Raw genomic sequence first — 13,260 nt, forward strand, 5'->3', positions numbered from 1 at the left:
AATCTATTATTTGAGCTTCAGGACCGAAGTCCCGGGCACATCATCAAACGCCCACACTTATCGACTGTTAATTTTTAAAGATCCTGATCGCTGCACTTATCGACAAAGCGTTGTGTTTGTCAGCAGCAGAGAAGCGAGATTATCTAGTGTTTCGTGCGATTCGTCAAGCTTCTTTCTTTTCCTACCGTTTCGCGATTTGCATCTGCGTTGCGGCGGGGACAGAACTATAGCAAAGCAGCATGGCCCGCGCAAGGGCTTTTTCACCACATCCAGTCATCCCTGCATTCTTCCTTCCAAGACCACTTTTGTGCAGACTGTCGCACACCGCTGGCCCGCATAGACAGGTTTGCGTAAGGTTATCTACACTTGCCGCTTACTCAAGAAGAAAGAAAGCATGTTCCCAACCCCGAAATTGCAAGAAACGCTGAAAACCATCCTGGCCTGGCTGCACCGCGGCTTCGATGCGACCGCGACCTGGGTAACGCAGCTTTCATGGTGGAAATTCTTTCTTTTCGCTGCCCTGTCCCTGATTGCCGCCTCGATCCTGCAAGACGAGCTCTTCTCCCCCAGCCCAAGCGACGAGGTCGTAACGCGCTCGCATAAGCGCAACCGTCCCGGCGAAACCAATATCACCATCGACGACAGCGGCATTCACTTCAATCCGCGCGGCGTGAAGACGCGCAAAGATGCATCCAAGCCGGAAGAGCCGCCCAAGCCCGTCGAAGTCATCCCCGGCGAAGTGCCGGACGCGCCGACCGCGCCCACAGCCACGCCCGCGCCGGAAGCGCCGCCCGCCAAGCCGGCCCATCCAGCGAAACCGGCCAAACCCGCCCTGCCCGCCGGCGCCCCGCAACCGGGCGAAGAAGTCCATATTGAATTGCCGCCGCAGATCGGCGAGGAATTGTCGAATGCAATCGAAGAGGCCGTCGACGATGCCGCCGAACAGAAGGTGTCGCGCTATACCCAGCAAGCGTCCACCTGGTTCAAAAGTTTCGTCTCGCTGCTAGTACTGGCCCTGTTCGCCACCAAAGCCTTGATGGGCGGCAAGAAGCGGGCGGAAGCCGAAACCCAGACCGCCAACGCCGCCGCCGAGCGCGCCTCCATGCAGCGCCAGCTCAGCGAAGCGAAGATGCAAATGATGCAAGCCCAGGTCGAACCGCATTTCCTGTTCAATACCCTGGCTTCGGTCGAGCACCTGATCGAAACCGATCCGCCGCGCGCCTCGGCCATGCAGCGCAGCTTGATCAAATACCTGCGCGCCGTGCTGCCGCAGATGCGCGAAAACTCCCTGATCACTAATCTGGGCCGCGAAGCCGATATGGTGGTGGCGTATCTGGCGCTGCTGAAAATGCGCATGGAAGAGCGCCTGACCATTGATTTCGCCATTCCCGAAGGCCTGCGCACTGCCGCTTTCCCGCCCATGATGCTGCAATCGATGGTGGAAAACGCCATCAAGCACGGCCTGGAAGGCAAACCGGAGGGCGGCACGCTGAAAGTGCGCGCGGAAGTGGCGCATAATAAGCTGCGCGTGGTCGTCACCGACGACGGCTTGGGCTTCGGCGCCAAGCCCAGCGATGGCACCGGCCTCGGCCTGCTGACCATCCGCGAGCGCCTGAAACTGCTGCACGGCGACCAGGCCCACCTGAAGATCGAGCCGAATCAGCCAAGCGGGGTGATCGCTACCATCGAAGTGCCTTACCAGCTTGCAAAATGAATCGTTGATTCTTGCCTGGTTTCATTGAATAATTACCAGCCATTTTTCATAACTCTTGCAAATTATGCCAACTGCAATCATTGCCGATGATGAACGTTTGATGCGCGATCAGTTGCGCATGCGCCTGAGCCAGGTCTGGCCAGAGCTGGAAATCGTGGGCGAAGCCAAGAATGGCGACGAAGCCATCGAGCTGGTCGACCAGCTCAATCCCGATTTCACCTTCCTCGATATCCGCATGCCCGGCAAGACCGGCATGGAAGCGGCGGCGGCGATCGGCGGCAAGAGCAATGTGGTTTTCGTGACGGCTTACGACGCCTATGCGGTGGAAGCGTTCGAGCGCGGCGCCGTCGACTATGTCCTCAAGCCGCCCGAACAGGAGCGCCTGCAGATCACGGTGGACCGCCTGAAAACCCGCCTGAGCCGGCCGAAAGAGGATGTGAATGCCAGCGTCAGCGCCATGCTGGCCCAGCTCACGGAAAAGATCGCCGCGCCGAAAAAGGCCCATCTGCAATGGATCCAGGCCAGCATCGGCCAGGATCTGCGCATGATTCCGGTCGAGGAAATCCTGTTCTTCCGCTCCGACGAGAAATACACCTGCGTGCAGACGGAGAAATTCGAGGCACTGATCCGCAAGCCGGTGCGCGACCTGGCCGACGAACTCGACCCCGACCTGTTCTGGCAGATCCACCGCGCCACCCTGGTCAATGTGAACGCCATCGAAGGCGTGACGCGCGATATCCGTGGCCGCCACCTGGTAATGATCAAGGGCCGCTCCGAAAAGCTGGAAGTGAGCCGCAGCTTCCTGCACCTGTTCAAGCAAATGTAAAGTTGGGCGCGGCGGCCGCCGCGCCACCTCTGCTGTATATCAAGGCCTGCGCCGCAGGCTTGGTCTAGGGTAGTCCTGAATCGCCGCTTTTTCGGCCCAGGACTATGCCATGCCACCCTCCCCCATTCTCCGTTTGCTGCGTAGCGCAGCCTTTCTGCTGGCCTCGCGCCTGGCTTGGCGCCTGAGCAAGCCCGAACCGGCGCCGGCGGCGCGCCAGCGGCTCGCCGGCCGCCGCGCCACCGACTACGCGCTGGAAGCCATCCGCGAAGAAGAGCGCGCCCACATCGCGCGCGAATTGCACGACGACCTGGGCCAGTTGCTGGCCGCCCTGCGTGTGGACATGGATTTGCTGCAACAGCAAGATGCCCACGAGCCGGCCGCGCGCCAGCGCCTGCACAGCATGGACCAGCTACTGCTGTCGGCCATCACCTCGTTGCGCCGCATCGGCGGCAATCTGCGCCCGCGCGCGCTCGACGAAGGCGGACTCTACTTCGCGCTGCAATCGCTGCGCCACGACTGGGTGCAGCGCCACGGCATCGCTTGCCAACTCGGTGCGGCCGAAGAGGAGCTCATTCTCGACGACCGCTACAGCACCGCCGTCTTCCGCATCGTGCAGGAATCGCTGACCAATATCGCCCGCCATGCCAATGCCCAGGCAGTCGAGCTGCATCTGCACCGCAAGGACGGCGCCCTGCTGATTTCGATCGAGGACGATGGGCGCGGCATCGGTGAGAGCGACCTGGACAAACCCACCTCTTACGGCTTGCTCGGCATGCGCGAACGCGTGCTGGCCCTGCGCGGCGACCTCGCCATCAGCGGCAGTCCCGGCCGCGGTACGCGCATCGACATCCGCCTGCCCCTACCCTCCTTCGCCGCGCAGTAAACGCAAAAAAGCGCCAATGGCGCTTTTTCAGGGGTTCCCACCGCTGAGCCCGTGTCCACCTTGGGGTCAGACCCCAATCGGACACGGACTCGGCAGTTCCGCGAGGCGGATTAGAACTTGTGGGAGATGCCCAACTGGTAGGAGGTCAGGGCTTTGACTTTTTCCTTGCCGGCGTAGGCGTACAGGTCGGTGCGCTTGGACAGGTGGTAGTCGTAACCCACGCCCATTTCTTTCACGGTGTTCAGGCCGCTGACCTTGTTGTTGTTTTGCTCTTGCTTGCCGTACACGGCTTTCAGGTCGCCGCCGCCGATGCTGTGGCTCACGCCCAGCAGCCAGCTCTTGTAGTCGCCGGTGGTAGCAACGTCGGTTTTGCCTTTGGAGTAGCCGCCGGACACTTTGGTGTCGCCGAATTTGTAGCCGGCGCCGATGGTCCACAGGGTCGGCTTCACGGCGCTGACGGCGGTCTGCACGGCGCGCTGGTAACCAGCGTGCAGGCTGATCGGGCCGTTGTCGTAGGTGGCCAGGGCGCTGTAACCAGCGTCGGCACCTTTGACTTCGCTCAGCACGGCTTGCAGGGCGAAGGCCAGGCCTTGGTAGCTTGGGCTGTTATAGGTGATGGCATTGGCAACGCGGGATTGGCCCACGCCGTTGCGCATCATCGGCTCGTTGACCTTACCGATCACGCCGTCGGCGTTGAACGGCTCGATGCGCGGCAGGGCGCCGTCGATGATGTCCTTGGTGCGGCCCAGGTAAACCTGGCCGAAGGAGCCTTTCAGGCCGACCCATGCCTGGCGGTCGAACAGATTGCCTTTTTGCGCGCCGGTGTCGGCCAGGATTTCGCTTTCCAGATTGAAGATGGCCGACAGACCGCCGCCCAGATCTTCCGTACCGCGGAAGCCCAGACGCGAAGCGTGGTTCTCGCGTTCAACGGCGGATTGGCCGGTGGTTTTAGCGATGCCCAGGTCGACCACGCCATACACGGTCACGTTCGATTGTGCTTGTGCCGATGCTGCGAAACCGCCGATAAGCAGAGCTGCCAGAGTAAGTTTTTTCACTTGATGTCCTACTGTTGAAGTTGATGAAGAATGAAACGCTGCGAAACGATGGGGCGAATCATGCCTATCAAATGCTTCAACAATATGACATATGTAACTTGTTGCTATTTTGCAGCAAGTTTTTCCTGAATGGCTATTTCAGGCGTGCCGTCAACAACCAGTAGTAAGGCAGGCGCTCGATGCGGATCTCGCGCGTGGCATTGGCCAGCTTCTTGCGCAGATAGCTGTCGGTGGGGAAGTTTTTCAGCACTTCGAAACGCTCGCCGGTGGGCGAGGTGCGCAGCTGGAAGGTATTGCCGTCGGCGTCGGTGCGCGCCACCACGGTGCTGCTGCCATCGACATAGCAGTTGTCCATCACCACCAGCAGCACATCCTTGCCGAGCTTGGCGCGCAACTGGGCCAGGAAGCGCTCCTGCTCTTCGCGCCGGATGTGCGACCACAGGAAGCCGGCGAACACGGCCGTGTACTGGCCCACGGCCGGCGCCAATTCCCAGGCGTCGGCCAGGGCGAAGCTGGTGTTCGGCAGGGTGCGCTTTTGCGCGTATTCGAGCATGGCGGGATTGACGTCGGTGGCGTGCACCGAGGCGGCCGTCTTGGCGATGGTTGCGGTCCAGTAGCCGGTGCCGCAGGCGATTTCCAGCACCTTGTGGCCAGCCAGCAGTTCACCCAGGCGGCTGTGCAGGCGGGCCAGGTCGGCTTGGCGCTCCGGCTTGGCGTAGACGCTGTCGAAGGTGGCGGCGCGCTGGGCGTAGTATTGGGAGAATGTTTCTTGAGTCATTTGCGTCTTGTTTCTTTGCTTGATTACAGCTCGTAGTGGTCCTGTTCGCCGCGCATGGCTTGCTCGATGAGCTTGCGGTTCAGGGTCGGGGCGAGCAATTCGATGAAGGTATAAATATAGCTGCGCAGGTAAGCGCCCTGCTTGACCGCCACGCGCGACACATTCATGCCGAACAGATGGCCAACCGGGATCGAACGCAGATTGCGGTCGCGCTCGGGATCGAAGGCCATGCCCGCAATGATACCAATGCCCATGCCCAGTTCGACATAAGTCTTGATGACGTCGGCATCGATGGCTTCCAGCAGCACGTCCGGCTTCAGGCCGCGCAGCGAGAAAGCGTGGTCGATCTTGCTGCGGCCGGCAAAGGCGCTGTCATAGGTGATGACGGGGAAAGCGGCCACGTCTTCCAGGGTGATTTCCTTGGATTTGAGCAGCGCGTGTTCGGGCGGCAGCACCAGCACGTGCTCCCACTGGTAGCACGGCAGGGTGATCAGCCCGTCGATGCCGGCAATCGATTCGGTGGCGATGGCCAGGTCGGCCTGGTCGCGCTGCACCATCTCGGCGATCTGGCGCGGATTGCCTTGCAGCAAGGATAACCGCACTTTGGGGAACTTCTGCATGAAGGCTTGCACCACGCGCGGCAGGGTGTAGCGCGCTTGGGTGTGGGTGGTGGCGATGGTGAAGCTGCCACTGTCCTGGGCAGCATATTCCTTGCCGATGCGCTTCAGGCTGTCGATCTCCTGCATGATCAGCTCGACCGATTCGAGCACCAGACGGCCCGGCTCGGTCAAGCCGCGGATGCGCTTGCCGTGCCGCGTGAAGATGTCCACGCCCAACTCCTCCTCCAGCTCGATGATGGCCTTGGACACGCCCGGCTGGGACGTAAACAGGGCTTTGGCAGCGTCCGTCAGGTTGTAGTTCTGGCGCACGGCTTCGCGCACGAATCGGAGTTGATGCAGGTTCATTGGCTCTCTCGGTCAGTATCCCAAACCGTATTTTACGCTGATGCTTATGCCCAATACGTATATAAGCAAATAAAGACTAAGTCGTTTGGAATAAAGCTGGAGTTTATTACCATTGAAGCCACTTTGGGGAGACCCGGAAGCGCCAGCCCTTGCCGCAAGCGACTTTTTAGGAACGATATGTATCAATATGACCAATATGACCATCTGATCGTGCGGGAACGCATCGCGCAGTATCGCGACCAGGTGCAGCGCCGCCTGAACGATGAGCTGAGCGAGGCCGAATTCCTGCCTCTGCGCCTGCAGAACGGCCTGTATATGCAGCGCCACGCTTATATGCTGCGCATCGCCGTGCCTTACGGCCTGCTGTCGTCCAAGCAGATGCGCATGTTCGCCCATATCGCCCGCAAATACGATCGCGGCTACGGCCACTTCACCACGCGCCAGAACATCCAGTTCAACTGGGTCGAGCTGGAACAGACGCCGGACATCCTGAGCGATCTGGCGTCGGTCGAAATGCACGCCATCCAGACCTCGGGCAACTGCATCCGCAACGTGACCTCGGACGAATTCGCCGGCGTGGCCGCCGACGAGATCATCGACCCGCGTCCCTATGCCGAGGTGCTGCGCCAGTGGTCCACCTTCCACCCTGAATTCATCGCCCTGCCGCGCAAATTCAAGGTCGCCATCAATGGCGCCGTGGAAGACCGCGCCGCCATCGCCATCCACGATATCGGCCTGACCGTGGTGCGCAACGCGGCGGGCGAGATCGGCTTCAAGGTGATGGTGGGCGGCGGCATGGGCCGCACCCCGATCATCGGCAGCACCATCCGCGAATTCCTGCCGCGCGAGCATCTGCTGACCTATGTGGAAGCGGTCATGCGCGTGTATAACCAGTACGGACGGCGCGACAACAAGTACAAGGCGCGCATCAAGATCCTGCTGAAGGCCGTGGGCGTGGAAGAGTTCACGCGCCAGGTGGAAGAGGAATGGGTGGATCTGAAAGACAGCGCCCAGACCCTGACCGAAGACGAGATGGAACGCATCATCGCCTACTTCAAGCCGCACGCCTACGAAACCTTGCCGGCCATCGATCCGGCCGCCGAACGCGCGGACAACAAGGCTTTCGGCAACTGGCTGAAGCGCAATGTGAAGGCGCACAAGGTGCCCGGCTACGCGGCCGTGGTGCTGTCGCTGAAAAAGACCGGCGTGCCGCCGGGCGACGCCACCGCCGCGCAAATGGATTTCATGGCCGACCTGGCCGACCGCTACTCCTTCGGCGAGCTGCGCGTGACGCATGAACAGAATATCGTGCTGGCCGACGTGCCGCAGTCCAAGCTGTTCGCGCTGTGGCAGGAAGCCAAGGCGCAAGGCCTGGCGACGCCGAATATCGGCCTGCTGACCGACATCATCTGCTGCCCCGGCGGCGACTTCTGCTCGCTGGCCAACGCCAAGTCGATTCCGATCGCGTCCGCCATCGCGGAGCGCTTCGACCATATCGACTATCTGCACGATATCGGCGAGATCGAACTGAATATCTCGGGCTGCATCAATGCCTGCGGCCACCACCACGTCGGTTCCATCGGCGTGCTGGGCGTGGATAAGGATGGCGCCGAGTGGTACCAGGTGTCGATCGGCGGTGCCCAGGGCAACCATGCTGCCATCGGCAAGATCATCGGCCCATCGTTCTCGGCGCAACAGATGCCGGAAGTGATCGACCGCCTGCTGCAAGTGTATCTGCGCGAACGCTCGGACGAGGAACGCTTTGTCGACACCGTGCAGCGCCTGGGCGTTGCGCCCTTCAAGGACTTTGTATACGCCACGCCGATTGCCGAAGCGGGCCGCCTGATTGGAGAAGATGAATATGCCTGAGCAAAACCTGATTATCAAAGGCCGCGAAATCGTGGAAGACGATTGGCAGGTGCTGCGCCTGGCCGAGGGCGAGGATGCGGAAACGGTGCCAGTCCCGGCCGGCAAGGTCATCGTGCCGCTGCAAGTGTGGCTGAGCCAGCGCGCCGCGCTGGAGGCGCGCGCCGAGATCGGCGTCTGGATCGCCAGCGACGAGCGCCCCGAGGCGCTCAAGGGCGAGCTGGATCGCTTTGGCGTGGTGGCGGTGGACTTCCCCAAGTTCACCGATGGCCGCGGCTATTCGATCGCCTACAATCTGCGCACCCGCCTGGGCTACAAGGGCGAGCTGCGCGCCATCGGCGACGTGCTGCGCGACCAGCTGTTTTCCATGCACCGCGTCGGCTTCAACGCCTACGCCACGCGCCCCGACCGCAGCATCCACGATGCGCTCAAAGGCTTGACCGTGTTCTCCGAAACCTACCAGGCTTCGGTGGACGAGCAGCAGCCCTTGTTCCGCCGCCACCACCGCGAAGCCCAGCCGGCCGGCGGCGACGCCGGTTACGGCATCTGACAGGAGCGCCAGCATGAGCCAGCCGGACACCCTGGTGGCGCAGACGCGCCTGACCCTGGAACGCATCGCGCGTGACTTCTCGCCTGCTGTTTTCGCCTCCAGCCTGGCGGCCGAGGATATGGTGCTGACGGACCTGATCCTGAAAGCCCGGCTTCCGATCGGCATCTTTTCGCTGGAAACGGGCCGCTTGCATCCTGAAACGCTGGCCATGCTGGACCAGGTGAAAGAGCGCTACAGCTACGAGATCGCGCTGTACCGCCCGCAGCCGGAAGCGGTGGACGCCTATGTCGCCGCGCACGGCCTAAATGGTTTTTACGACAGCGTGGAGCTGCGCCGCGAATGCTGCCGCATCCGCAAGGTGGAGCCGCTGAGCCGCGCCCTGTTCGGCAACAAGGCCTGGGTCACGGGCCAGCGCCGCGCCCAATCCAGCACCCGCTCTTCGCTGCTGGTGGAGGAAGACGATCCGGCCCACTTCATGACCAAATTTAACCCGCTCGCCGACTGGTCGGAACAGGATATCTGGGACTATATCCGCGCCAATAATGTGCCGTACAATGAATTGCACGACCAAGGCTATCCCTCCATCGGCTGCGCGCCCTGCACGCGCGCCATCCAGCCCGGAGAGGACGTTCGCGCCGGTCGCTGGTGGTGGGAAAATCCGGAATCGAAGGAATGCGGCCTGCATCTGGTCGATGGAAAACTGATTCGCATCAAATCCGTGGCGGCTTGAGTTCTAACCCGCCACCCACACAAGAACAGGCTATCAATGAACGCTCTGCTTGACACCCCAACTCTCGGCCTTGGCGACGTGAACGCGCGCCACCTCGATGCACTGGAATCGGAAGCCATCCACATCCTGCGCGAAGTGGCCGCCGAATGCAGCAACCCTGCCCTGCTGTTCTCGGGCGGGAAAGATTCCGTGGTGCTGCTGCGCCTTGCGGAAAAGGCTTTCCGTCCCGGTAAATTCCCCTTCCCGCTGGTGCATATCGATACCGGCCATAACTTCGCGGAAGTGATCGAGTTCCGCGACCGCCGCGTGGCCGAATTGGGCGAGCGCCTGATTGTCGGCTCGGTCGAGGATTCGATCAAGAAGGGCACGGTGCGCCTGCGCAATCCGCAGACCGATTCGCGCAACGCGGCGCAGGCGGTGACGCTGCTGGAAACCATCGCCGAACATGGCTTCGACGCCTGCATCGGCGGCGCGCGCCGCGATGAAGAGAAGGCCCGCGCCAAGGAGCGCATCTTCTCCTTCCGCGACGAATTCGGCCAGTGGGACCCGAAAGCGCAGCGCCCGGAGCTGTGGGACCTGTATAACACCCGCGTCCATCCCGGCGAGAATATGCGTGTGTTCCCGATCTCGAACTGGACCGAGCTGGATGTGTGGCAGTACATCGCGCGCGAAAAACTGGCCCTGCCTTCGATCTACTTCGCGCACGAGCGCCAGGTCATTCCGCGCAACGGCCTGCTGGTGCCGCTGACCGACCTGACCCCGGCGCGCGAAGGCGAAACGGTGGAAAGCCAGGTGGTGCGCTTCCGCACCGTGGGTGATATTTCCTGCACCTGCCCGGTGTCCTCGGACGCGGCCACGGTGGAAGCGATCATCGCCGAAACCGCCGTCACCCAGATCACCGAACGCGGCGCCACCCGCATGGACGACCAGACTTCCGAAGCCTCGATGGAAAAACGTAAGAAAGCAGGATACTTCTGATGAACGCATTGAACGAGAACCTGTCCGAGCGCGGCCTGCTGCGCTTCATCACCGCCGGCTCGGTGGACGATGGCAAGAGCACCCTGATAGGCCGCCTGCTGTTCGACAGCAAGGGCATCTTCGCCGACCAGCTGGCCGCCGTGTCGCGCGCCAAGCATAAGCGCACGGTGGGCGACACCATCGACCTGTCGCTGCTGACCGACGGCCTGGAAGCGGAACGCGAACAGGGCATCACCATCGACGTGGCTTACCGCTACTTCGCCACGCCCAAGCGCAAATTCATCATCGCCGACACGCCGGGCCATGAGCAGTACACGCGCAATATGGTGACGGGCGCGTCCACCGCCGATGCCGTCATCATCCTGGTCGACGTGTCGAAAGTGAAGCTGCGCGAGGATGGCGGCGTCGACCTGCTGATCCAGACCAAGCGCCATTCGACCATCGCCCACCTGCTGCAGATCGAGCATGTGGTGGTAGCCGTCAACAAGATGGATCTGGTGAACTACGACCAGGCGATTTACGAGCGCATCGTCACGGCTTACCAGGAATTCGCCCAGACCCTGGGCCTGAAGGACGTGACCACGATTCCGCTGTCGGCCCTGACCGGCGACAATGTGGTCGATGCCGGCGACAAGATGGGCTGGTATCAAGGCCCGACCCTGATCGAGCTGCTGGAATCGCTGTCGGTGTACGACGAGTCGCACAACGCCCCCTTCCGCTTCCCGGTGCAGCTGGTGGCGCGCCACAATGGCCATGAAGCGAACGACTTCCGCGGCTATATGGGCCGCATCGAATCGGGCCGCGTGGCCGTGGGCGACAAGCTGGTGGTGCAGCCTTCGGGCCAGAGCGCCACGGTGAAAGACATCCTGACGCTGGAAGGCTCGCACCAATCGGCCAGCGCCGGCCAGTCGATCACCCTGCTGCTGGAAGAATACCTGGACGTGTCGCGCGGCGATATGCTGGCATCCAGCACCCAGCCGGCCACGCTGCTCAAACAAGTCAGCGCCGACATCTGCTGGCTGTCGGAAGATGCGCTGGACCTGCGCCGCAAGTACTGGATCAAGCACGGCACCAAGCAGACGGCGGCCAAGATTGCCAAAATCGATTCTATCCTTGACATCAACACCCAGCAGCGGCACGATGCGGATGCCCTGAAACTCAACGATGTGGCGCGTATCGCGCTGACCGTGCAGCAGCCGCTGGCGGCCGACGCGTATGCCGACATCCGCGCCACCGGGGCCTTCATCCTGATCGATGAGGTGACGCACCAGACGGTCGCCGCCGGCATGATACGCCTCGGCGAATAAGAAGAAACAGCAGGGCCAGCAAGGAAAGCTTCATGCCAGCATTCGGGAAAGTGTATTTGATCGGCGCCGGTCCCGGCGCCCAGGATTTGATTACCCTGCGCGGTGCGCGCTTGCTGGCCGAGGCCGAAGTGGTTCTGTACGATGCGCTGGTGACGGACGAGATGCTGGAGCTGTGCCCGCAGGCCGTGAAAATCTCGGTCGGCAAGCGCTGCGGCCAGCGCTCGGCGGCCCAGCACTTCATCAATCAGCAGTTGGTCGAGTGCGCAGGCAAATACAGCATGGTGGTGCGCTTGAAAGGCGGCGACCCCATGCTGTTCGGGCGCGCCGACGAGGAATTGAGCGCGCTTGAAGCCGAGGGCATCGAAGTCGAAGTCGTCCCCGGCATCACCACGGCCGTGGCGGCGGCGGCGGCCAGCAAGCAGCCGCTGACCAAGCGCGGCGTGGCGCGCAGCGTGGCCTTCTTCACCTCCAGCACCGCGCCCGGCCATCCGGAAGACGTGGCGATTCCGTCCACCGACACCCTGGTGCAGTATATGGGCGGACGCGAAGCCATTGCCACCGCGCAGCGCCTGCTGGACCAGGGCCGCCGCCCCGATACGCCGGTGGTGGTGATCGAAAATGTCAGCCGCCCCGATCAGCGCATCGGCCGCATTACCTTGGCCGAGCTGGCGCATGGCCTGGATGGCGCCCAAGGTCCGGTGCTGGTCATGCTGGGCGAGGCCATGAAAACCCGTCTGCACCAGCCCGGCCTGGGCGAACCGGCAGCCGACGCGCTGCCCCCTGCCCGTCAAGCCTGAGGCGCCGTCGCTTTGGGCGCCCGGCTGGCGGCGCAGGCGCTAAAATACCGCCTTTGCAATTGCGGAGGTTTTATGTCACAAGCACACGAGATTCTGGAGCGCGCGCGCCATGCGCGGCTGGCGGGCAAGTTTGAAGATGCCCTGCGCGACCATCTCTGGTTCCACGAAAACGCCCTGGAAACCGATCCGTCGCTGAACGGTGTGCGCCTGTCCTTCGCCCTGCGCGACTGGATTTACCTGGGCGAACAATTCCCGCTGGCGCGCCGCGCCCTGCAGGGCTTGCGCGACCGCGACACCGCGCGCCTGCTGAACGGCGACGCCACGCTGGCGCGCTTCCAGGACATCAGCGCCATCAATGGCGCGCTGGGCGAAGAGCGCGCCACCCACGACCTGTTCACGCAGATCGACGCCAATCTGCCCGACCTGGCGCGCCAATGCGCCGACCTGGCCCTGCCGGCATTGGTGGCCTGCGAGGACTTCGCGCTGGCGCGCCGCTATCTGCCGCAGCCGGTGGAACGCATCGGCGCCATGGCCACGCGCCTGAACAATTTCGCCGAAGAGCTGGCGCGCGGCGGCAAAACCTCGTCCGCCCCCGCGCTGCTGGCCTATGTGCTCAACTACGCCAAGGAGGTGCGGCTGATCCTGGAAGTGCTGCGCCGCCAGGGCGAGGATGAGGAAGTCGAGCAAGCCGGCGCCGCCGCACTGGAACAGCTGAAGTCGGACGCGCTACGCGACGCCGTGCAGCGCGAATTCGAGCAACCCGGCGCCACCATCGCCGCCATGCTGGCGCAAAGCCGCAACAAGGAATAAA

13 protein-coding genes are annotated in these 13,260 nt (G+C 62.5%); 10 read left to right on the plus strand and 3 right to left on the minus strand.

The window, feature by feature from the left end; translation table 11 throughout:
• The first annotated feature begins 394 nt into the window (after nt 1–394).
• From FHS03_RS27140 to FHS03_RS27150, 3 genes are all read left to right on the plus strand, one after another.
• Entirely contained in the window at nt 395–1,714 is a 1,320-nt protein-coding gene (locus FHS03_RS27140) for a sensor histidine kinase (protein WP_183444026.1), read from the plus strand.
• A gap of 64 nt (nt 1,715–1,778) precedes the next feature.
• Nucleotides 1,779–2,540, plus strand: a complete 762-nt coding sequence (locus FHS03_RS27145; RefSeq protein ID WP_183444027.1) for a LytR/AlgR family response regulator transcription factor — start codon at nt 1,779–1,781, stop codon at nt 2,538–2,540.
• A 109-nt stretch (nt 2,541–2,649) separates the two neighbouring features.
• Nucleotides 2,650–3,423: a sensor histidine kinase gene (locus FHS03_RS27150; RefSeq protein ID WP_183444028.1), complete on the plus strand. Its 774-nt coding sequence runs from the start codon at nt 2,650–2,652 to the stop codon at nt 3,421–3,423.
• A 110-nt stretch (nt 3,424–3,533) separates the two neighbouring features.
• Here FHS03_RS27150 and FHS03_RS27155 read toward each other — a convergent pair whose 3' ends face one another.
• The 3 genes from FHS03_RS27155 to FHS03_RS27165 form a co-directional block, all read right to left on the minus strand.
• Entirely contained in the window at nt 3,534–4,478 is a 945-nt protein-coding gene (locus FHS03_RS27155; protein WP_183444029.1) for a porin, read from the minus strand.
• A gap of 133 nt (nt 4,479–4,611) precedes the next feature.
• The gene (locus FHS03_RS27160) at nt 4,612–5,256 is read right to left on the minus strand and encodes a class I SAM-dependent methyltransferase (protein WP_183444030.1); all 645 of its coding nucleotides are present in this window, start codon (nt 5,254–5,256) and stop codon (nt 4,612–4,614) included.
• 23 nt (nt 5,257–5,279) lie between these two features.
• Nucleotides 5,280–6,221: a CysB family HTH-type transcriptional regulator gene (locus FHS03_RS27165; RefSeq protein ID WP_183444031.1), complete on the minus strand. Its 942-nt coding sequence runs from the start codon at nt 6,219–6,221 to the stop codon at nt 5,280–5,282.
• A 177-nt stretch (nt 6,222–6,398) separates the two neighbouring features.
• Here FHS03_RS27165 and FHS03_RS27170 point away from each other — a divergent pair, with 177 nt between their 5' ends.
• The 7 genes from FHS03_RS27170 to FHS03_RS27200 all read left to right on the plus strand — a co-directional run bounded on the left by FHS03_RS27170 (nt 6,399) and on the right by FHS03_RS27200 (nt 13,259).
• Nucleotides 6,399–8,090, plus strand: coding sequence for a nitrite/sulfite reductase (locus FHS03_RS27170; RefSeq protein ID WP_183444032.1), 1,692 nt, complete (start codon nt 6,399–6,401; stop codon nt 8,088–8,090).
• Entirely contained in the window at nt 8,083–8,637 is a 555-nt protein-coding gene (locus FHS03_RS27175) for a DUF934 domain-containing protein (RefSeq protein ID WP_183444033.1), read from the plus strand. Before FHS03_RS27170 ends, FHS03_RS27175 begins: the two co-directional genes overlap by 8 nt.
• Nucleotides 8,638–8,650: 13 nt before the next feature.
• Nucleotides 8,651–9,367, plus strand: a complete 717-nt coding sequence (locus tag FHS03_RS27180) for a phosphoadenylyl-sulfate reductase (protein WP_183444034.1) — start codon at nt 8,651–8,653, stop codon at nt 9,365–9,367.
• A 36-nt stretch (nt 9,368–9,403) separates the two neighbouring features.
• The gene (gene cysD / locus FHS03_RS27185; RefSeq protein ID WP_183444035.1) at nt 9,404–10,345 is read left to right on the plus strand and encodes a sulfate adenylyltransferase subunit CysD; all 942 of its coding nucleotides are present in this window, start codon (nt 9,404–9,406) and stop codon (nt 10,343–10,345) included.
• Nucleotides 10,345–11,652, plus strand: coding sequence for a sulfate adenylyltransferase subunit 1 (locus tag FHS03_RS27190; RefSeq protein WP_183444036.1), 1,308 nt, complete (start codon nt 10,345–10,347; stop codon nt 11,650–11,652). The genes cysD and FHS03_RS27190 overlap by 1 nt, the downstream gene beginning before the upstream one ends.
• Nucleotides 11,653–11,684: 32 nt before the next feature.
• Nucleotides 11,685–12,449 carry a uroporphyrinogen-III C-methyltransferase gene (cobA, locus tag FHS03_RS27195; protein ID WP_183444037.1) on the plus strand — a complete coding sequence of 255 codons (765 nt, stop codon included), beginning with the start codon at nt 11,685–11,687 and terminating at the stop codon, nt 12,447–12,449.
• Nucleotides 12,450–12,521: 72 nt separating this feature from the next.
• Nucleotides 12,522–13,259, plus strand: coding sequence for a hypothetical protein (locus FHS03_RS27200; RefSeq protein ID WP_183444038.1), 738 nt, complete (start codon nt 12,522–12,524; stop codon nt 13,257–13,259).
• Nucleotide 13,260 lies beyond the last annotated feature (1 nt).

This window comes from Pseudoduganella violacea, from assembly GCF_014191875.1.
Lineage (GTDB): Bacteria > Pseudomonadota > Gammaproteobacteria > Burkholderiales > Burkholderiaceae_D > Rugamonas > Rugamonas violacea_A.